Annotated in this window: 20 protein-coding genes; 12 read left to right on the top strand and 8 right to left on the bottom strand. The window is 61.6% G+C overall.

Annotation, left to right across the window (positions count from 1 at the left end):
• Nucleotides 1-196 precede the first annotated feature (196 nt).
• The 6 genes from QIW53_RS03745 to QIW53_RS03720 all read left to right on the top strand — a co-directional run bounded on the left by QIW53_RS03745 (nt 197) and on the right by QIW53_RS03720 (nt 7,305).
• A complete protein-coding gene (locus tag QIW53_RS03745; protein WP_371048342.1) occupies nt 197-1,573 on the top strand; it encodes a glutamine synthetase family protein in 1,377 nt (458 codons plus the stop codon).
• A gap of 150 nt (nt 1,574-1,723) precedes the next feature.
• Entirely contained in the window at nt 1,724-3,214 is a 1,491-nt protein-coding gene (locus QIW53_RS03740; RefSeq protein ID WP_371048341.1) for an aldehyde dehydrogenase, read from the top strand.
• Nucleotides 3,215-3,269: 55 nt separating this feature from the next.
• Nucleotides 3,270-4,553, top strand: coding sequence for an NAD(P)/FAD-dependent oxidoreductase (locus QIW53_RS03735; protein ID WP_371048340.1), 1,284 nt, complete (start codon nt 3,270-3,272; stop codon nt 4,551-4,553).
• A 306-nt stretch (nt 4,554-4,859) separates the two neighbouring features.
• Nucleotides 4,860-5,408: a cupin domain-containing protein gene (locus QIW53_RS03730; protein WP_192303637.1), complete on the top strand. Its 549-nt coding sequence runs from the start codon at nt 4,860-4,862 to the stop codon at nt 5,406-5,408.
• 33 nt (nt 5,409-5,441) lie between these two features.
• Nucleotides 5,442-5,873: a hypothetical protein gene (locus tag QIW53_RS03725; RefSeq protein ID WP_371048339.1), complete on the top strand. Its 432-nt coding sequence runs from the start codon at nt 5,442-5,444 to the stop codon at nt 5,871-5,873.
• Nucleotides 5,874-6,081: 208 nt separating this feature from the next.
• Entirely contained in the window at nt 6,082-7,305 is a 1,224-nt protein-coding gene (locus QIW53_RS03720) for an ATP-binding protein (protein WP_371048338.1), read from the top strand.
• Nucleotides 7,306-7,453: 148 nt separating this feature from the next.
• Here the strand turns inward: QIW53_RS03720 and QIW53_RS03715 are convergent, their stop codons facing one another.
• The 6 genes from QIW53_RS03715 to QIW53_RS03690 form a co-directional block, all read right to left on the bottom strand.
• A complete protein-coding gene (locus tag QIW53_RS03715; protein ID WP_371048337.1) occupies nt 7,454-7,747 on the bottom strand; it encodes a fructose-bisphosphate aldolase in 294 nt (97 codons plus the stop codon).
• Nucleotides 7,748-8,221: 474 nt separating this feature from the next.
• The gene (locus QIW53_RS03710; RefSeq protein ID WP_371048336.1) at nt 8,222-8,440 is read right to left on the bottom strand and encodes a PLD nuclease N-terminal domain-containing protein; all 219 of its coding nucleotides are present in this window, start codon (nt 8,438-8,440) and stop codon (nt 8,222-8,224) included.
• Between the two features lie 85 nt (nt 8,441-8,525).
• On the bottom strand, nt 8,526-9,680 hold the full coding sequence (argE, locus tag QIW53_RS03705; protein ID WP_371048335.1) for an acetylornithine deacetylase: 1,155 nt from the start codon (nt 9,678-9,680) through the stop codon (nt 8,526-8,528).
• Entirely contained in the window at nt 9,677-10,354 is a 678-nt protein-coding gene (locus tag QIW53_RS03700; RefSeq protein WP_371048334.1) for a DUF1028 domain-containing protein, read from the bottom strand. The genes argE and QIW53_RS03700 overlap by 4 nt, the downstream gene beginning before the upstream one ends.
• A gap of 157 nt (nt 10,355-10,511) precedes the next feature.
• The gene (locus QIW53_RS03695) at nt 10,512-10,928 is read right to left on the bottom strand and encodes a RidA family protein (protein WP_371048333.1); all 417 of its coding nucleotides are present in this window, start codon (nt 10,926-10,928) and stop codon (nt 10,512-10,514) included.
• A 17-nt stretch (nt 10,929-10,945) separates the two neighbouring features.
• On the bottom strand, nt 10,946-12,301 hold the full coding sequence (locus QIW53_RS03690; RefSeq protein WP_371048332.1) for a flavin-containing monooxygenase: 1,356 nt from the start codon (nt 12,299-12,301) through the stop codon (nt 10,946-10,948).
• A 135-nt stretch (nt 12,302-12,436) separates the two neighbouring features.
• On the opposite strand from QIW53_RS03690, the gene QIW53_RS03685 reads away from it, so the two are divergent.
• Together QIW53_RS03685 and QIW53_RS03680 are read left to right on the top strand one after the other, a co-directional pair.
• Nucleotides 12,437-12,817, top strand: a complete 381-nt coding sequence (locus tag QIW53_RS03685; RefSeq protein WP_192303617.1) for a RidA family protein — start codon at nt 12,437-12,439, stop codon at nt 12,815-12,817.
• Nucleotides 12,818-12,843: 26 nt separating this feature from the next.
• Entirely contained in the window at nt 12,844-13,302 is a 459-nt protein-coding gene (locus QIW53_RS03680) for a metallophosphoesterase family protein (RefSeq protein WP_371048331.1), read from the top strand.
• Between the two features lie 72 nt (nt 13,303-13,374).
• Here the strand turns inward: QIW53_RS03680 and QIW53_RS03675 are convergent, their stop codons facing one another.
• The gene (locus QIW53_RS03675; protein WP_371048330.1) at nt 13,375-14,433 is read right to left on the bottom strand and encodes an alpha/beta fold hydrolase; all 1,059 of its coding nucleotides are present in this window, start codon (nt 14,431-14,433) and stop codon (nt 13,375-13,377) included.
• A gap of 280 nt (nt 14,434-14,713) precedes the next feature.
• Between QIW53_RS03675 and QIW53_RS03670 the strand changes: the two genes are divergently transcribed.
• Nucleotides 14,714-16,909, top strand: a complete 2,196-nt coding sequence (locus tag QIW53_RS03670; protein WP_371048329.1) for an OsmC domain/YcaO domain-containing protein — start codon at nt 14,714-14,716, stop codon at nt 16,907-16,909.
• A gap of 58 nt (nt 16,910-16,967) precedes the next feature.
• Here the strand turns inward: QIW53_RS03670 and QIW53_RS03665 are convergent, their stop codons facing one another.
• Nucleotides 16,968-17,357, bottom strand: coding sequence for an NUDIX hydrolase (locus QIW53_RS03665; RefSeq protein ID WP_371048328.1), 390 nt, complete (start codon nt 17,355-17,357; stop codon nt 16,968-16,970).
• A gap of 227 nt (nt 17,358-17,584) precedes the next feature.
• Here QIW53_RS03665 and pstS point away from each other — a divergent pair, with 227 nt between their 5' ends.
• The 3 genes from pstS to pstA all read left to right on the top strand — a co-directional run bounded on the left by pstS (nt 17,585) and on the right by pstA (nt 20,550).
• Nucleotides 17,585-18,616: a phosphate ABC transporter substrate-binding protein PstS gene (gene pstS, locus QIW53_RS03660; protein WP_371048327.1), complete on the top strand. Its 1,032-nt coding sequence runs from the start codon at nt 17,585-17,587 to the stop codon at nt 18,614-18,616.
• A 75-nt stretch (nt 18,617-18,691) separates the two neighbouring features.
• Nucleotides 18,692-19,657, top strand: coding sequence for a phosphate ABC transporter permease subunit PstC (pstC, locus tag QIW53_RS03655; protein ID WP_371048326.1), 966 nt, complete (start codon nt 18,692-18,694; stop codon nt 19,655-19,657).
• On the top strand, nt 19,657-20,550 hold the full coding sequence (pstA, locus tag QIW53_RS03650) for a phosphate ABC transporter permease PstA (RefSeq protein ID WP_371048325.1): 894 nt from the start codon (nt 19,657-19,659) through the stop codon (nt 20,548-20,550). The genes pstC and pstA overlap by 1 nt, the downstream gene beginning before the upstream one ends.
• The last annotated feature ends 28 nt before the right edge of the window (nt 20,551-20,578 follow it).

The following is a 20,578-nucleotide window of genomic DNA, read 5'->3' as shown; positions in this document are numbered from 1 at the left end:
AATTCTAAACGCCGTACGTCCGATCCTCAGGATTTACGCGGTTCGTCTGACTGATCCGGCACTTTCGTCCGCCAAAAAGCCTTGAAAATAAAGGATGAAAGGCCGGGTGTTCGCTATTGACTTCACTTTGCCGTTCGGGTTGACTGGCTCGGCGAAAGTGCAGTGAACATAATAATTAACAGCTAATAGGTGCATCATGTCGGTCCCTCTGCGTACCGTTCAACTCAACGAAGCAAACGCATTCCTTAAGAAATATCCTGAGGTTTTGTACGTCGACCTTCTGATTGCGGATATGAACGGTGTGGTGCGCGGCAAGCGCATCGAGCGCACCAGTCTTCATAAGGTGTACGAAAAAGGCATCAACCTGCCGGCGTCGCTGTTTGCCCTGGACATCAACGGTTCCACGGTGGAAAGCACCGGCCTGGGGCTGGACATCGGCGACTCCGACCGGATCTGTTTCCCCATTCCCGGCACCCTCAGCATCGAACCCTGGCAGAAGCGCCCGACCGCGCAACTGCTGATGACCATGCACGAACTCGAAGGCCAGCCGTTCTTCGCCGACCCGCGCGAAGTGCTGCGCCAGATCGTGAGCAAGTTCGACGACCTGGGCCTGACCATTTGCGCGGCGTTCGAGTTGGAGTTCTACCTGATCGACCAGGACAACGTGAACGGTCGCCCGCAATCGCCACGCTCGCCAGTGTCGGGCAAGCGCCCGATGTCGACCCAGGTGTACCTGATCGACGACCTCGACGAATACGTCGACTGCCTGCAGGACATCCTCGAAGGCGCGAAAGAGCAGGGCATCCCCGCCGACGCCATCGTCAAGGAAAGCGCTCCGGCGCAGTTCGAAGTCAACCTGCACCACGTCAATGACCCGATCAAGGCCTGCGACTACGCGGTGTTGCTCAAGCGTCTGGTGAAGAACATCGCCTACGACCACGAGATGGACACCACCTTCATGGCCAAGCCGTATCCGGGCCAGGCGGGCAACGGCTTGCACGTGCACATTTCGATTCTCGACAAGGCCGGCAACAACATCTTTGCCAGTGAAGATCCCGAGCAGAACAGCGCGCTGCGCCACGCCATCGGCGGCGTGCTCGAGACCCTGCCGGCGCAGATGGCGTTTCTCTGCCCGAACGTCAACTCGTACCGCCGTTTCGGCGCCCAGTTCTATGTGCCGAACTCGCCGAGCTGGGGCATCGACAACCGCACCGTTGCGGTGCGCGTGCCCACCGGTTCCCCGGACGCCGTGCGCATCGAGCACCGTGTTGCCGGCGCCGATGCCAACCCGTACCTGCTCATGGCTTCGGTCCTGGCCGGTATTCACCACGGCCTGACCAATCAGATCGAGCCGGGCGCCCCGGTGGAAGGCAACAGCTACGAGCAGAACGAGCAAAGCCTGCCGAACAACCTGCGCGACGCCCTGCGCGTGCTGGACGACAGCGAAGTCATGGCCAAGTACATCGACCCGCTGTACATCGACGTGTTTGTGGCGTGCAAGGAAAGCGAGCTGGCCGAGTTCGAGAACTCGATCTCCGACCTTGAGTACAACTGGTATTTGCATACCGTCTGACACATGGCCCCCCTCTAGGAGCGAGCATGCTCGCGATGGTCGTCAACGATGACGCGGGTTGTCAGGATGCCTGCGGTGCCTGAACCACCATCGCGAGCATGCTCGCTCCTACAGGGGGCGCATCCAACCAATTCCTTGTGAGTCACCCCCATGACCATGACCCGCAGCGACTGGGAGCAACGCTTCCAGTCCTTGACCCTCGAAAGCCGTGCCTTCATCGACGGTGAGTACCGTCCGGCCCTCAGCGGTGCGACCTTCGAATGCCTGAGCCCGGTCGATGGCCGCTTCCTGGCCAACGTCGCCAGCACGGACGAAGCTGATGCCAGCGAAGCGGTGGCCGTCGCCCGGCGCACCTTCGAGTCCGGCGTCTGGGCCAGCCAGGCACCGGCGGAGCGCAAGCGTACGCTGATCCGTTTCGCCGACCTGATCCTGGCCAACCGTGAAGAATTGGCCCTGCTCGAAACCCTCGACATGGGCAAACCGATCAACGACTCGATGAACATCGACATCCCGGCGACCGCCAACGCGATCCGCTGGAGCGCCGAAGCCATCGACAAGCTTTACGACGAAGTCGCCGCCACGCCCCATGACCAGCTCGGCCTGATCACCCGCGAGCCCGCCGGGGTGGTCGCGGCCATCGTGCCGTGGAATTTCCCGTTGATCATGGCCAGCTGGAAGTTCGCCCCGGCGTTGGCGGCGGGTAACTCGTTCATCCTCAAGCCGTCGGAAAAATCGCCGCTGACCGCGATCCGCATCGCCCAGCTGGCCCTGGAAGCCGGTATCCCCAAAGGCGTGTTCAACGTCCTGCCGGGCTACGGCCACACCGTCGGCAAGGCCCTGGCGTTGCACATGGACGTCGACGTGCTGGCCTTCACCGGTTCGACGGCGATTGCCAAGCAGCTGCTGATCTACGCCGGCGAAAGCAACATGAAGCGCGTCTGGCTCGAAGCCGGCGGCAAGAGCCCGAACGTGGTGTTCGCCGATGCGCCGGATTTGCGCGCGGCGGCACAGGCGGCGGCCAGCGGCATCGCCTTCAACCAGGGCGAAGTCTGCACCGCCGGCTCGCGCCTGCTGGTGGAACGTTCGATTCGCGATCAGTTCATCCCGCTGCTGGTGGAAGCCTTGCAAGCCTGGAAACCGGGGCACGCCCTCGACCCGTCCACCACCGTCGGAGCCCTGGTCGATCAGCGTCAACTGGACAACGTGCTGCGCTACATCGACCTCGGCCGGGAGCAGGGCGCCGAGCTGATCGCCGGCGGCCAGCGCACCCTGCAAGACACCGGCGGCCTGTACGTGGAACCGGCGATCTTCGACGGCGTGACCAACGCCATGACCATCGCCCGCGAGGAAATCTTCGGCCCGGTGCTGTCGCTGATCACCTTCGACACCGCAGAAGAAGCGCTGGCCATCGCCAACGACAGCATCTTCGGCCTGGCCGCGGGTGTGTGGACCAGCAACCTGAGCAAGGCCCACACCTTCGCCCGTGGGCTGCGCGCCGGCAGCGTCTGGGTCAACCAGTACGATGGCGGCGACATGACCGCGCCGTTCGGCGGTTACAAACAGTCGGGTAACGGTCGGGACAAATCGCTGCACGCATTCGACAAGTACACCGAGCTCAAGGCGACCTGGATCAAGCTCTGAGCCCTATGACAAAAGCGAGGTCGCCGGCACGTTCCGGCGGCCCTCGGAGAAAACCATGAATCAAGCCCACGTAAACAGCTACTACGCCGCCACCCGTAACTTTACCGGAGACTTTCCGGTGCTCGAGCAAGCGGTGGACTGCGACGTCTGCATCATCGGCGCCGGCTACACCGGGTTGTCCTCGGCCCTGTTCCTGGCCGAGGCCGGCTACAGCGTCACCGTGCTCGAAGCGGCCAAGGTCGGCTTCGGTGCCAGCGGTCGCAATGGCGGTCAACTGGTCAATTCCTACAGCCGCGACGTCGATGTCATCGAAGAGCGCTATGGCGACAAGACCGCCGAAGTGCTTGGCAGCATGATCTTCGAAGGCGCCGACATCATCCGTCAACGCATACAGCACTACGACATTCAGTGCGACTACCGTCCGGGTGGGATCTTCGCCGCGCTGAACAAAAAGCAGCTCAAGGGCCTGGTCGAGCAGAAAAGCAGCTGGGAGCGTTACGGCAACAAGAACCTGACGTTGCTCAGTGCATCGGACATCAAGGGCGAAGTGGGCTGCAACAACTACGTGGGCGGCCTGCTGGACATGCAGGGTGGCCACATCCATCCGCTGAACCTGGCCTTGGGCGAGGCCTCGGCGATCATCGGCCTGGGCGGCAGGATCTACGAGCAGTCGGCCGCCGTGGAAATCACCTACGGCGAACCGATCACCGTGCGTACCGCCAAAGGCCTGGTGCGCGCCAAATACCTGCTGATTGCCGGCAACGCCTACCTGCCGCAAGGCCTGGACAATCGCGTCACGGCCAAGAGCATGCCGTGCGGTTCGCAGATCGTCGTCACCGAACCGTTGTCCGAGCAGCAGGCTCGCAGCCTGATCAAGAACAACTATTGCGTCGAAGACTGCAACTACCTGCTCGACTACTATCGCCTCACGGCCGACAACCGTTTGCTGTACGGCGGTGGCGTGGTCTACGGCGCCCGCGAACCGGACGACATCGAGCAACTGATCAAGCCGAAGATCCTCAACACCTTCCCGCAACTCAAGGACGTGAAGATCGATTACCGCTGGACCGGCAACTTCCTGCTGACCATGTCACGCATGCCGCAATTCGGCCGTATCGAGAAAAACGCCTACTACATGCAGGGCTACAGCGGCCACGGCGTCACCTGTTCGCACCTGGCCGGCAAGCTGATTTCGGAAATGATCCGTGGCGATGCCGAACGCTTCAACGCCTTCGCCTCGCTGCCGCACATGCCCATGATCGGCGGCCGCACGTTCCAGGCGCCGCTCACGGCCATGGGCGCGGCGTACTACGCGCTGCGGGATCGGTTTGGAATTTGATGCTGATACCGTAGATCAAGTGTGGGAGCGGGCTTGCTCGCGAAGGCGGCGTGTCAGACAACGTTGATGTATCTGACGCACCGCCTTCGCGAGCAAGCCCGCTCCCACATGGGATTCCCATTGGATGAAAGAATTCAGACTCATAACTGAAGCCTTCCACTCATCGAACCTGCTGGCCAATACCCCCAAACGTGATTTAATACCCGCCTTTCACATTTCCGGGACAGGGAAAGCGGTACTTTCGCGACCAAGCGTCGCCCGCCATCCACCCCCATAACCCTTAAGTTCTTTTTGCATAAGGCTGTCATGGATACGGGCTCACGACTCAAACTGGTACGCGAAAGCTACAAACTCTCCCAGCGCGAGCTGGCCCGCCGCAGTGGCGTCACCAATGCCACCATCTCCCTGATCGAACAGAATCGCGTCAGCCCCTCGGTCAGCTCCCTGAAAAAGCTGCTCGAAGGCATTCCGATGTCCCTGGCCGACTTCTTCACCTTCGACCAACCGCCCCGCGAGCACCAATACGTGTTCCGCGCCAACGAACAGCCCGACCTCGGCCGCCACGGCCTGCGCCTGCTGCTGATCGGCGCCTCGGTGCCCAGCCGCCAGATGCGCCTGCTGCGCGAGCAATACGCGCCGGGTGCCAGTTCCGGCGAAGAGCCGATCGTGCACGCCGAAGGCGAGGAGTGCGGCCTGGTCACACGCGGCACCGTCGAACTGACCGTCGACGGGCAAGTGAGCGTGTTGAACGCCGGTGACGGCTACTACTTCCCCACGACCTTGCCGCACAAGTTTCGCAACATCGGCCAGGACGAAGCGGAAATCATCAGCGCCAACACCCCGGCGAATTTCTGACCTGACGGCCGTGCGCTAAGGAACCGTGCGAGTATGGATGCCCGAACGTTTCGCCATTGTCTTTGGGCAGTACCGATGGTCCTCGCCTCATCGGCTTTTTACAGCGTGATGCTGGTGGCGGGCCTCAAGCTCATCTTCGCTGTGGATGAGGTGTACCTCAAGGCGGCAGGGCTTGGCGCTTTCGTGGTCTTCTGCGTGCTGGGCGGGTGTTACTTCGCACCGAAATTGAAACGCAATGAGTTTGATGAAATCCCGAACGAGCGATACACCAGTGTCTGGGGCGCCCGGGTGGCCATCGTCGTCGGTGCCTGGATCGGGACAGTGTTAAGCGTGCCGGCCATCGACAATGTCGGGTTCCTGAATGCGATGCCCCGGTGGGTGGCCGTGAGCGCGTTGTTCGTTTTCTTCGCCACAGTGGTATTCATTTTCAGCCACTTTGTCTGGCAACCAGGTCGCCGGCGTTAACCGGTGGGGTTCACTGCGCCAAGTGTCTCCTGCAAGTGCCACAGCACGGTCAAGTCGAGCAACACTCCTTCTTGTCGGAAATAATCGCGCCCGGAATGCGGATGCCCTGCATTCCGTCAGACAGATTTGGTAGCTGATACGCGTTGAGTCTAGGTAAATATACAGATATTATCCTTTTTTGATAACTTGCCTAAATTGAGTAGAGCTGATGGATGCCATCCGTAACCCTTACGCTCCCGGTGCTGGTACTCGTCCCCCCGAGCTAGCCGGGCGTGATGCTATCCGCGAGAAACTTCGTGTCTCCATCGAGCGCCTCAGGGTTGGGCGTCCATCCAAAAGTATCGTGATGGTGGGCTTGCGAGGTGTCGGTAAGACGGTTCTGTTGAATCGAATGCTCATTGATGCCGAGGCTTCAGGCATCCATACCGTCTATGCGGAAGCACCTGAGGGTAGGTCGCTGCCTTCCTTGTTGGCTCCACAGTTGCGTTCTGCGTTGCTTCGCATCAGCAGGGTCGAGGCCGCGAAAGACAAGGCTGTCCGAGCGCTGAGAGCACTGACAGGTTTCGCCCGTTCTCTGAAGGTGACCTACCAGGACATCGAGGTCGGCATCGATTATGAGGCGGAAGCCGGGCTGGCGGATAACGGGGATCTTGAGGGTGATCTCACCACTTTGCTGACCCAGGTCGGTGAAGCGGCTCGGGATGCCAAGACAGCACTGGTCATCTTCATCGACGAACTTCAATACGTCGTGGAGGAGGAGTTCGCGGCGCTCATTACCGCGCTCCATCGCGTTTCGCAATTGAGCCTTCCCGTCACCATTGTGGGAGCTGGTTTACCTCAACTGCGGGGGCGCGCTGGAAATGCGAAGTCTTACGCGGAGCGCTTGTTCGACTATCCGGAGATTGGCCCGCTGGAACCGCCCGAGGCCAGAGTGGCTTTCGTCAAACCTTCCGAAGATGAGGGGGTGACTGTCGAGCCAGGCGCGGCGGATCTCGTGGTTGCGATGACGCAGGGCTACCCGTACTTCATTCAGGAGTGGGGCAAGAGTGCCTGGGATGTCGCCAGTAATGACCACATTTCCGTCGAAGACGTTCGGGAGGCTTCTCCGCTGGCGATCGCCGCCTTGGACGAAAGCTTTTTTAGGGTTCGCTTCGATCGGATGACGGTCGCTGAAAAGATCTTCCTGAGAGCGATGGCCGATCTGGGGGCGGGCCCGCATCGTTCCGGTGATATCGCCGCACGCCTGGGCCGGACCAGCCAATCGCTTGGGCCCATACGCAGCAGCCTGATCAACAAAGGCATGATCTGGAGCCCAAACCACGGTGACACTGCCTTTACCGTGCCGATGTTCGATCAGTACATGAAACGAATCATGCCGGGTGATGATTGGCAGCCGCCACCCGTGGGCGTCGCTGCAACTCGCAAGACCTAGTGGCATGGCCAACGGGCGAAGTAGGGAATCTACCGTTCGTCCGCTGCGGTACAGCTTTGCGACGGGATGAGCGCGGTGTCACCAGACTTCATGCTTTCTGCAGTAAAAAACCCGCATCCATGCGGGTTTTTTCACGTTTGAAGTCGGGTCACTCACCTTTAGTGCTGGCAAACCCCCTCTGCTCAACCACCCTGAACACATCGCTCACGTCCTGGAGCAGTATCCGGGCGATGTTGGCGACGGTGTTGATGTCGTTTTCGGCGTAGTCGGGGAGGTGGGTGCAGCCCATGAGTTGCAGGTAGGGGAGGACGGCGTGGAGGCGTTCGCTGATGCAGTTGTGGAGTTCGCGCAGCGGGGCGTCGCTGTCGATGACCAGGACGGGGTAATCGGTGGCGAATTGGGACATGGGGACAAAACGGTGCGGAGGATGTTGGGTTGTCATGTAAACCTCGCAATCAAGTCAGATCGCCACCTCTTTGCTGCGAATCAAATGGGTGGCAGTTGTGCGTAAGTTCGCAGACCGGATGACATCCCCAAACTCCGGCAGACCCGAGGGTCTCCCACGCACAACCGCCATGATCATGCAGCGGGCTGAATCATGCCTGATGAGATTTAGGAGTCAATCAAGGGCTGCGAAACCCAATCGCTGACAATGCTCAGCGACAACCCGAATATAGGCACCGTTTTTGACGCTCACAACCGACCTGTAGGACCAGCTTGCAAGGCATGGAGCAAGTCTGTGTGCCACTGTTTTAGCGGCTTTCACGCTATGGCGGGGGTTATGGCGTACGGTGGGAATTGGGCGGCAGGTAACGGGGCGGGTTCGCGGTCAAGCGGGGGTAATAACCCCCGTGACAAAGGGTAAATTCCTACACGTTTTTCGGAAGCCCAAATGGTCGTCCGAGCGCCTCCCATCTCACTGTCGTGTTTGCGGTGAATGCGGGTTGTGCTGGGTGTGTTTCGGACCAGCCACGAGCCATGCGATCAGGCCAAACAATGGCACGAAGACAATGAACACGATCCATAACAGTTTGTTGCTGGATTTGCCTTCGGCTTTGCGGACCCGGTTGATGGCCCAGATTTCAATGATCACCAAAATGGCGGCGAGTAGGATCCAGATGGTTTCGATGTGCATGGTGTGCCCTCCTGATGGTCTTAGCGTTAGGCGGGCAGGGGTGGGTAGGGTTCATTAAATTTTGGGGCATGGGGATTTTTGGTGTTTATGGGGCAGTAATCGACTCCAGCATCCTTTGCAGCATTTCATCACACCGCGTCAGCTGCTCGACGCTGACAAATTCATCCGGCTTGTGCCCCTGGTCCATGCTGCCGGGGCCGCAGACGACGGTGGGGATGCCGGCCGCATCGAACAGCCCGCCTTCGGTCCCGAAGGCCACGGTGGTGAAGGCGCGGGAGCCGCAGAACGCGGCGATCAACTCGGCGGCTTCGCTCTGTGCATCGGTGGCCAGGCCGGGGTACGCCGACAACTCGCTGAAGCGAATGTCGCTGTGCTCACTCACGGCCCGCATGCGCGGCAGCACCTGCTGCTCGGCGTAGGCCTGCAACTGCTGCGCGACTTCGCTGGGGTCCTGCGCCGGCAGGGCGCGGATTTCGAAGTCGAAGCGGCAGTCGGCGGGGACGATGTTCAGGGCATTGCCCCCTGAGATCACGCCGGTCTGCACCGTGGAAAAGGGTGGGTCGAAGCGGTCGTCATGCAGCGCCGGCGCTTTGAGGCGCTGGCCGATGCGGCCCAGTTCGCCGATCAGTTCGGCGGCGTACTCGATGGCGTTGACCCCCTGCGGCGCATACGCCGAATGGCAGGCTTGCCCGTGAACATCGCAACGCATGGCCAGTTTGCCCTTGTGCCCCAGCACCGGTTTCAGTTCGGTCGGTTCGCCGATGATGCACAGCATCGGCTTGACCGGCCGCTGCTGCAGTTCGGCGAGCAACGAGCGCACGCCCAGGCAACCCACTTCCTCGTCGTAGGACAGGGCAATGTGCACCGGCACGCGCAAGTTGGCGTTCACCAGCGCCGGCACCAGGGCGAGCACGCAGGCGATGTAGCCCTTCATGTCGGCGGTGCCACGCCCGTAGAGCTTGCCGTCGCGTTCGCTGAGTTCGAACGGCGACACCGTCCAGGGCTGACCGTCCACCGGCACCACGTCGGTGTGCCCGGACAGCACGATGCCCGGCACCTGGGCCGGGCCGACGGTGGCGAACAGGTTGGCCTTGCTGCGCGTCTCGTTGTAGATCAGTTCAGAGCGCACGTCGAAACCGGCGAGGTAGTCGCGGACGAATTCGATCAGTTGCAGGTTGGATTCGCGACTGGTGGTGTCGAAGCCCACCAGGGTTCGCAGCAGGTCGCGGCTGGCGCTCATCGATCGTCTCCGGCGACGCCGTAGCCGGGGGAACGGTCGGGAGCGAGGGCGCGGTCGATGTAATCCTGGACTTGCGGGCGGTAGGCGTTCCAGAGTTTTTCCAGCGCGCCGATGGGGTTGTCGTCGGCCCAGTCGACACGCAGGTTGATGATGGGCCAGGTCAGTTCGCCGACCACCACCAGTGCCGCCGAGTGCACTGACCCGGCTTCGCCCCCGGCGTCGATGGCGGCTTGCAGGGCGGCGAGCAAGCGGTCGGCGAGCTGGCCTTCGGCGTGTTCGAAGGTTTGGACCATGGCGTTGATCACCGACGGGTCGGCGAGCATGTTGCCGGCGGCGACACACTGTTCTCCGGCCACGGCGTTGTGCATGCCCAGGGTTTGCGCGCCGCTGAAATGCGCAGTTTGCCCGTGGTGGTCGATGGCGGTGATTTGCCGGTACTGGCTGTAGCCATTGCGCGTGAGCACCTTGTCCAGCGCCTCGGCGGGCGTGAGGCCTTGCTCCATCAGGGCCAGGACGTCCGGGCCAAGCGAGGGCAGGGTGATGTTCTGCGTGGACACGGCACCGACGCCCGGCAGCAGCCACGGGCAGCGGGCACCGACGGCGATGCTGGAAGAACTGATTGCGATGCCGAACTGGCCGGTGTCGGGGCAGCGGGCGGTGATGGAGAAGGTCATGGATATGGCTCCTTGGATTGCCTTGGCAAATGCGGTGTCTGCTTGGGCCTCATCGCTGGCAAGCCAGCTCCTACAGGTATCGCGGGTGTTTGAAAATCTTGTGTACACCCATGACCCCTGTGGGAGCTGGCTCGCCAGCGATGGAAGCGACGCGGTCTCACTCGGGAATCACCGCAATCACATCGATCTCCATCAGCCACTGCGGCTGCCCCAGCGCAGAGACCACCAGCCCGGTGGAAATCGGGAACACGCCCTTGAGCCATTTGCCGACCTCCTGGTACACCGGCTCGCGATAGCGCGGGTCGATCAGGTAAGTGGTGGTTTTGACGATGTGGCTCAGGTCGCTGCCGGCCTCTTCGAGCAGCTGCTTGACGTTGCGCATGGCCTGTTCGGCCTGTTCGCGCGGGTCACCCAGGCCCACCAGCCGGCCTTCGAAATCGGTGCCGACCTGGCCCCGGACATACACGGTGTTGCCGGCGCGAACCGCTTGGCACAGGTCGTTGTCCAGGCTCTGGTTCGGGTAGGTTTCCCGGGTGTTGAACATGCGAATGCGGGTGTGCGTTGGCGTGGCCATTTCAAGCTCCTGAACGATTAAGCGCTGACGGTTTTCTTGGCGGCGGGCGGGACGACTTGCGTCGCGCGTAGCGCGGCATCGTGGTAGTCGAGGTAGGAGCGCTGGATCGCGATGTGATCGGCCACGTACTTGGCGTCATGCCAGACGCCCCAGATGAACGACGATCCGCGCCGCGACTGCCACGGCAAGCCCAGGAAATACACGCCCGGTTCGCTCGATACACCGCGTTGATGCTGCGGCTTGCCCTGGTCGTCGAAGGCGTTGACCTTCAGCCAGCTGTAGTCGGTGGCAAAACCGGTGGCCCAGATGATCGAGGTCACGCCGGCCTTGGCCAGGTCGAGTTGCAGGATCGGCTGCGTGACGCAGGCCGGGTCCGGGAAGGTGATGCGCGCTTGCGGTTCGGGCGGCAGGTCCAGGCCGTTGCGCTCGATGTAGGCGTCGGCGGCGTTGAGCAGCGCCAGGTAGTTCTCGTCGCCTCGGGCCAGGTTCTCCGCTAGGTTGGGCTGAAACGTGGCGACCCCGCCTTCGAACGACTGAGTCAGGCCGACCAGGGTCATGCCGCGATGGGCCAGTTCACGGAAGTCCACCGTGCGCCCGCCATGGGCACCGCTCACGGCGATGGTGACGTGCTCGCGACCCGGCTTCATCGCCGCTTGATCCCACTCGCCGAGCACCCCCAGCCACCAGCAGAAATCGCGGTTGCGGTAGGCGCGAGGCGGGCGGTCGTGGGCGCCCACGGAGAGGTAGACCTGCTTGCCGGAGCGCTGCAATTCATCGGCGATCTGCACCCCGGAAGAGCCGGCACCGACCACCAGCACCGCCCCTTCGGGCAGTTGCGCCGGGTTGCGATAGTCGGCGGAGTGGATCTGCAAAAAGGCTTGATCCTGCGGGGCGATCGGCGGGATGACCGGACGCTGGAAGGGGCCGGTGGCGGCCACCACGCGGTTGGCTTCGATCACACCGTCGGAGGTTTCAATGGTGAACCCCGGGCGGCCGACATTGCGCTCGACCTTCAGCACGTCCACGCCGGTGCGGATCGGTGCGTTGAACTGGCGGGCATAGGCTTCGAAGTAATCGGCCACCCGTTCCTTGGGGGCAAACGCGTCGGGGCTGAGATCGGCAAAGGCCAGGCCCGGAAAACGGTCGTGCCAGGCCGGACCATTCGCCACCAGCGAATCCCAGCGCCCGGAGCGCCAGCGCTCGGCGATGCGGTTGCGCTCCAGCACAAGGTGCGGCACGCCCAGTTTGCTCAGGTGTTCACTCATGGCCACGCCGGCCTGACCCGCGCCGACAATCAGCGTGTCTGTCGTTACTTTTTCGGTGGTCATCTCTGTACCCTTCGAGTTGGAGTGAGGACGCGAACGGCCTGCCATTTCTTGGGCTCAAGACTAGGGATGACCCCTGTATCGGTAAAATATTATTAAGCTGGCATTTGAGTATAAATAACTGAGGCAGAGCGCAGTTCTGTAGACTGGCGGCCTCCTTCATCCCTCGCACAAGAGACGCCCATGGCCAACCAAGACATCGCTTTCACCCCCGATCCGGATGCGGATTCCATCTCTTCCGACGTGGCCGGTTTTGGCGGCATTCTGGTTTCGACCCAGATCCCGACCCGTGCCGATGGCAGCCTGGAACTGGGTGACATCACCCTGCAAAGCGAGTGCACGTTGCAGGCGCTGAAAGTGGCCCTGGAACGCGCCGGCAGTTCCATGGACCGCGTCCTGCACCTGACCATCTATCTCACCGACATGGCCGACCGTGCCGCGTTCAACGAAGTGTACAAACGCTTCTTCGCCAAACCGTGGCCGGTTCGCGCCGCCGTCGGCGTCGCCGCCCTGGCGGTGGAAGGCATGCGCGTGGAAGTGACCGCAATGGCCGCCAAAGCCTGAGGTTCGCTCCTACAGGGGACCACCGCATGAAAATCGGCGTCATCTCGGACACCCACGGTCTGCTCCGTCCCGAGGCGCTTGCTGCGTTGCAGGGCTGTGAGCGGATCGTCCATGCCGGCGACATCGGCCATCCGGACATTCTGGATCAACTGCGGGCAATCGCGCAGCTGTACGTCGTGCGCGGTAATAACGACCTGAAGGCCGAGTGGGCGCAAGACATCGCTGACGCTCTGCGTTTCGATATCGCAGGCTGGGAAACACTGCTGGTGCACGACATTGCCGATGTCCCGGCCGAGTTGGACGCGACCATCAGGCTGGTGATAACCGGCCACTCGCACAAACCGAATATCGAATGGCGCGGCCAGCGTTTGTATCTCAACCCCGGCAGCGCGGGTCGCCGGCGTTTCAAGTTACCGGTCACCCTGGCCGTGCTGGAGGTGTCGGAGACCGTGATCGATCCGCGCCTGATCTCGTTACTCGACTGATGATCGAAAGACGAAAAGGGCTCGTTGCAGCAACGAGCCTTTTTTTACAGCCATCGAACTCGGTGAGTGCGCTCAGAGGTGATCGGCGTCGATCACGGCCTGGGCGAACGCCTTCGGATCTTCCTGTGGCAGGTTATGGCCGATGCCGCCGCTGATCAGGCGGAACTCGTATTTGCCGGTGAAGCGTTTGGCGTAGTCCTCGGGTTTGGGGTGCGGGGCGCCGTTGGCGTCGCCTTCGAGGGTGATGGTCGGTACGCCGATGGACGGCGAGGTGGCCAGTTTCTGCTCGAGCGCTTCGTACTGGCTTTCGCCCTGGACCAGGCCCAGGCGCCAGCGGTAGTTGAACACGGTGATGTCGACGTGATCGGGGTTTTCCAGTGCCTTGGCGCTGCGGTCGAAGGTGGCGTCGTCGAAGGCCCATTGTGGCGAAGCCAGTTGCCAGATCAGCTTGGCGAAGTCATGGGTGTTTTTCTCGTAACCGGCACGACCGCGTTCGGTGGCGAAGTAGAACTGGTACCACCATTGCAATTCGGCCTTGGGCGGCAGCGGGTTCTGGCCGGCCGCCTGGTTGCCGATCAGGTAGCCGCTGACCGAGACCAGCGCCTTGACCCGCTCTGGCCACAGGGCCGAAACGATGTCGGCGGTCCGTGCGCCCCAGTCGTAGCCTCCGAGCACTGCTTGCTTGATCTTCAGCGCGTCCATGAAGTCGATGACGTCGCTGGCCAGTGCGGCTGGCTGGCCGTTGCGCAGGGTCTTTTTGGAGAGGAACTGGGTGTCGCCATAACCACGGGCATAGGGCATCAACACGCGGTAGCCCTTGGCAGCGAGGATCGGCGCGACGTCGTCATAGCTGTGAATGTCATACGGCCAGCCGTGCAGCAGGATCACCACCGGGCCATTGGCCGGTCCGGTTTCGGCGTAGGCCACGTCCAGCAGGCCGGCCTTGATGTGCTTGAGCGGGCCGAAGGGCGAGGGCGCCGAGTAGCTGACGCTGGCCTGGGCCGTGGCGGGCTGGGTCGACGTTTGCGCCTGGGCTGTGCCCAACGCGCCGAACAGGGCGACGGCGAGGATCGACGAACCGACCAGACGGCGGCGGTGGGTGCCGGGGGTGTTGTGCAGTGCCATCTTCATGCTGATGTCTCCGTTGCGAGCCGTTGGCCAGGAGGTCGGGATGAGCCTCTTGAAACCTTGGGTGCATTGAAGCGCGGTGACGTATCCGGGCTATGTCCAATTGCCGGCCGGGTGAAAACTCATGTATCCAGAACGCGGCCAGATACATTGCGATACACAAACCTTCGGCGGGCGGTATCCGGGACCGGTCGGCGGCCTCTGATGAAAGCGCAGGACTTCTGCGGGAAAAGCCGGATAATGGCGGCCAATTCGTTTTGGCTCGTTATTCTGGTAATCCCCTATGGAAATCAAGGTCAACTTTCTCGACAACCTCCGGCTTGAGGCCAAGTTCGACGACTTCACGGTGATCGCCGATCAACCGATTCGCTACAAGGGCGACGGTTCGGCTCCGGGGCCGTTCGACTACTTCCTGGCATCGTCGGCGTTGTGTGCGGCCTACTTCGTGAAGTTGTACTGCGAGACCCGCAATATCCCCACCGACAACATTCGCCTGTCGCAAAACAACATCGTCGATCCGGAAAACCGCTACAACCAGATCTTCAAGATCCAGGTTGAACTGCCGGCCGACATCTCCGAGAAGGACCGCCTCGGCATTCTGCGTTCCATCGACCGCTGCACGGTGAAGAAGGTGGTCCAGGCCGGGCCGGAGTTCGTGATCGAAGAGGTCGAGAACCTCGACGCCGATGCCCAGGCACTGTTGATGCCGAGTTCGGCGGCAGACGCGAGCACTTACATTGCCGGCAAGGACCTGCCGCTGGAGCAGACCATCGCCAACATGTCGGGCATCCTCGCCGGCCTGGGCATGAAGATCGAGATTGCGTCGTGGCGCAATATCGTGCCCAACGTCTGGTCGCTTCACATCCGCGATGCGCAGTCGCCGATGTGCTTTACCAACGGCAAGGGCGCGACCAAGGAAAGTGCACTGGCCTCGGCGCTGGGTGAGTTCATCGAGCGCCTGAACTGCAACTTCTTCTACAACGACCAGTTCTGGGGCGAGGAGATCGCCAACGCGCCGTTCGTGCACTACCCGGATGAGCGCTGGTTCCAGCCGGGCCCCAAAGACGAGCTGCCGGCGGAAATCCTCGACGCCTATTGCCTGAAGATCTACAACCGCGAGGGCGAGCTGCGCGGCTCGCATCTGTACGACACCAACTCCGGCAATGAAGCCCGCGGCATCGTGTCGTTACCGTTCGTGCGTCAGTCCGACGGCGAGGTGGTGTACTTCCCGTCCAACCTGATCGAAAACCTGTACCTGAGCAACGGCATGAGCGCCGGCAATACCCTGGCGGAAGCCCAGGTGCAATGCCTGTCGGAAATCTTCGAACGCGCGGTCAAGCGCGAAATCATCGAAGGCGAATTCGCCCTGCCGGATGTGCCGGCCGAGGTGCTGGCCAAGTACCCGGGGATTCTGGCGGGGATCCAGGGCCTGGAGGCCCAGGGTTTCCCGGTGCTGGTGAAGGATGCGTCGCTCGGCGGCGAATTCCCGGTGATGTGCGTGACCTTGATGAACCCGCGCACGGGCGGCGTGTTTGCCTCGTTCGGCGCACACCCGAGCATGGAAGTGGCGCTGGAACGCAGCCTGACCGAGTTGCTGCAGGGCCGCAGCTTCGAAGGCCTCAACGACCTGCCGCAGCCGACCTTCGAAGGCCACGCGGTGACCGAGCCGAACAACTTCGTCGAGCACTTCATCGATTCCAGCGGCGTGGTGTCGTGGCGCTTCTTCAGTGCCAAGCCGGAATACGAGTTCGTGGAATGGGACTTCTCGGGTCAGGGTGAAGACTCCAACGCCGAGGAGGCCGCGACGCTGTTCGGTATTCTCGAGAGCATGGGCAAGCAATCCTACATGGCGGTGTACGAGCACATCGGCGCCACGGCCTGCCGCATCCTGGTGCCGGATTACTCGGAAATCTACCCGGTCGATGACCTGATCTGGGACAACACCAACAAGGCGCTGTTCTTCCGCGAGGACATCCTCAACCTGCATCGCCTGGACGAAGCGCAGTTGCAGGACCTGGTCGAGCGCCTGGTGGAAAGCGAGCTGGACGACTACACCGACATCACCACCCTGATCGGCATCGAGTTCGACGACAACACCGCCTGGGGGCAGTTGACGATCCTCGAACTGAAAGCGCTGATCTACCTCGCCTTGCAGCAATATGAAGAAGCGAAGGAAGCGGTGGAAGCCTTCCTGCAATACAACGACAACACGGTCGAACGCGGGTTGTTCTACCAGGCGGTCAATGTGGTGCTGGAGATGGAGCTGGACGAAGACCTGGAACTGGCGGACTACGAAGCCAACTTCCGGCGCATGTTCGGCGACGAGCGCACGGACGCGGCGATCGGCTCGGTGAACGGCAGCGTGCGCTTCCATGGCCTGACACCGACCAGCATGAAGCTCGAAGGGCTCGACCGCCATCTGCGCCTGATCGACAGCTATAAAAAGCTGCACAGCGCCCGGGCCAACCTGAACCGTTGATCTCGCTCCACTGTAGGAGCGAGCATGCTCGCGATGGACTTCGCAACACCGCTGGGTGTCAGGCGCAACGCTTGAGAATGGTCTTGATCGGTCGCCGTACCCGGCGTTTTGATACTTGCTTGGGCTTGATCCAGCGGCAGGCGTCGATTTCATTGCAGGGGCGGGGTTTGGAGGCGGTGGTCCGGGCTTCGAACAGGTAATGGATGACCTTGTTCTCGCGGAATTCGGCGATGTAATGCAATTCCTCGAAGGACAGGCCGGTCTCTTCCGCCATCTCCCGGCGAGCCGCCTGCAGGGGCGTTTCGTCGCGCTCCACCGTGCCACCCGGCAGGTTCCATTTGGAATGGCGCTTGCGCACAAACAGCACTTCGCCATCGCGACGGTAGATCACCGTGGCACGCAGCTTGATGCCCTTCCTTTTAGCCGTAGCGGTATCCATTGCCTTCATGCGCTGTCCCGGGTCGATCTTTGGCTGGAGCGCGCGTCCGTGGGACGGCGCCTGTCCCCACCTTAGGGCGGCTTTGTGTCGATTGGATGACTGCCCTCGACCGTTGATCTTTCCAGTTAGATGACAGAAAGGTCGTACAACTGATCGCCTGCCTTGCGTTTGTCATAAACCTTTAACAATTGAAGTGCAAAGTGCCATGGCCCCGTCAAACCCATGGAGTTTTTTTGATGAAGAGTTTGTTTAAGTCGGCTGCGCTGGCCGTTACAGTTTCCCTGTGTGCCACCTCGGTGTCCTTCGCTGCGGAAAGCGTACGTCTGACCGGTTCGGGTGCCAGCTTCCCGGCGCCGATCTACCTTACCTGGTTCAAGGACTTCAGCAAAAACACGGCGGGCGTCACCGTGGACTATCAGTCCAAGGGGAGCGGGGCGGGTGTACAGGACTTCCTGAACAAGACCGTCGACTTCGCCGCCAGTGACTCGGCCATGAAAGACGAAGACATCGCCAAGGTTGCCGAAGGCGTGCAACTGCTGCCGATGACCGCCGGTGAAATCGTCCTGGCCTACAACCTGCCAGGCAGCCCTAAAGGCCTGAAACTGCCACGCGATGTGTACTCCAACATCTTCCTGGGCAAGATCACGAACTGGAACGACAAGCAGATCGCCGCTGCCAACCCGGACCTGAAACTGCCTGACATGCCGATCACCGTGGTCGTGCGTGCCGACTCCAGCGGTACCACCGCTGTGTTCACCAAGCACCTGTCGGCCATCAACACCACCTTCAAATCCGATCTGGGTGAAGGCAACACCGTCAACTGGCCTGCCAGCGACAAATTCATCAAGTCGCCGAAGAACGATGGCGTGACCGCCACCGTTCGCCAGACCCCGGGCGCCATCGGTTACATCGAATACGGCTTCGCCAAACTGGCCAAGGTTGACTTCGCTGTTCTGCAGAACAAGGCCGGCCAATACGTGGTGCCTAACGCAGAAAGCGGTGCCGAAGCCCTGGCGGCGGTGAAGATGCCGGAAAACCTGGTGTCCTGGCTGCCTGATCCGGATGGCGCCAAGGCTTACCCGATCACTTCCTACACCTGGATGATCTTCCGCAAGAAGAACGACAGCCCGGAAAAGGCCAAGGCCATGCGTGAAATGGTCGAGTACAGCCTGACCAAAGGCCAGGAAATCGCTGACTCGATGGGCTACATCCCGCTGCCGAAGTCGGTTGTTGATCAAGTTCGCAAGGCTTCCGCCAACATCCAGTAACACCCGCGTGGCCTCTCCCGGTGTGTGCTGTCAGCCGCGCCGGGGGAGTTTCCCCCACCGTTCCGGATTCAGCCCATGAACAAACCTTTTGTCGTACCGGTCAATCCGGACTCTGCCTGCAAACCACCGTCCACGAAGGACTTCCTGGTTGATCGGACCTTCCGTGCGCTCGCTCGCATCGGTGTGGTACTGATTCTGGCCGTGGTGTTTGCACTGGTATACGAGGTTGGCGTCAAGGCGCTTCCAGGTATGGAGAAACACGGACTGGATGTCCTGTTCGGTAGCGTCTGGGACGTTAACCAAGGTAAATACGGCATTTTGCCGGCGATCTGGGGCACGCTCTACAGCGCCCTGATTGCCTTGATCATTGCCGGCTTCTTCGGCGTCAGCATGGCGATTTTCCTGACCCAGGATTTTCTGCCCGCCCAGCTGGCCGCCGTGTTTCGCACCATCGTCGAATTGCTCGCCGCCATCCCCAGCGTCGTTTACGGCCTGTGGGGCATCTACGTAGTGATTCCGGCGATCCGGCCTTTAACGACTTGGTTGCACACCGAGCTTGGCTGGATTCCTTTTTTCGGCACGTCCCTGAGCGGCCCGGGCTTGCTGCCTGCGGCGCTGGTACTGGCCATCATGATTCTGCCGACCATTGCCGCCGTTTCCCAGGACGCGCTGACCGCCGTTCCGATGAAAACCAAGCAGGCGGCCTACGGCATGGGCACCACTCACTGGGAAGCGATTCTCAAGGTGATGGTGCCATCCGCCGCCACCGGCATCTTCGGTTCCCTGGTGCTGGGCCTGGGCCGCGCACTGGGTGAAACCATGGCCCTGGCGATGCTGGTCGGCAACGCCAACAACATTTCCCTGTCCCTGTTCGCCCCGGCCAACACCCTGGCGGCCTTGCTGGCGCTGAACTTCCCCGAAGCGGGGCCGACCGAGATCGAGGTGTTGATGTACGCGGCACTGGTGCTGATGTTCATCACCCTGGTGGTGAACGTCATCGGTTCCATGATCATGGTTTACGCCCAGCGTGGTACTAAATAATGACTAGCCTGACGACCCCTACAAACGCTCTGCCCAGCCTGCAGCGCCGGTTCGAAGGTCGCGCCCTGCGCAGCCTGGTCCTGACCACCCTGGTCTGGTTGGGTGCGGTGATTGCCAGCGTGCCGCTGCTGTCGGTGCTCTACATGCTGATCACTCGTGGTGGTGCACGCCTGAGCCTGGAAGTGTTCACCGAGCTGCCGCCCACCGGTTTCGAAACCGGCGGTGGTTTCGGCAACGCCATGGCCGGTACCTTCCTGATGGTCGGCATCGCGGCCGCCATCGCGGTCCCGGTCGGCATCATGGCGGCGATCTTCCTGGCCGAACTGGGCCCGGACAGCAAGCTGGCCAATGCCGCGCGCTTCGCCGCCAAGATGCTCACCGGTCTGCCTTCGATCCTGGCCGGCGTGTTTGCCTACGCCATTGTGGTGATGACCACCGGTACCTACTCGGCACCGGCGGGGGGCGTCGCCCTGGCCGTGCTGATGTTGCCGATCGTGGTGCTCACGGCTGAAGAGTCGATGAAGATGGTGCCCAAGATCATGAAGGACGCCGCCTACGGCATGGGCTGCACCCGCTCGCAAGTGATCTGGAAAATCATCCTGCCCACCGGCCTGCCGGCGATCCTGACCGGCGTAATGCTGGCCGTGGCCCGTGCCGCCGGGGAAACCGCACCGCTGCTGTTCACCGCGCTGTTCAGCAACTACTGGATCGTCCACGACGGCAGCCTGGCGGTGATGAACCCGACCGCATCGCTGGCCGTATTGATCTACAACTTCTCCGGCATGCCGTTCGACAACCAGCTCGAGCTCGCCTGGGCGGCCTCGCTGGTGTTGGTGATGATCGTGCTGGTCGTGAATGTCGTGAGCCGAATTTTCGGCAAGCCAAAGTATTGAGAACGGGAGCACCACCATTATGACCGCC

It is taken from the genome of Pseudomonas fluorescens, from assembly GCF_041354075.1.
Lineage (GTDB): Bacteria > Pseudomonadota > Gammaproteobacteria > Pseudomonadales > Pseudomonadaceae > Aquipseudomonas > Aquipseudomonas fluorescens_CE.
The sequence above is the reverse complement of the archived record's forward strand: the minus strand, read 5'-3'. Positions and strand labels throughout refer to the sequence as shown.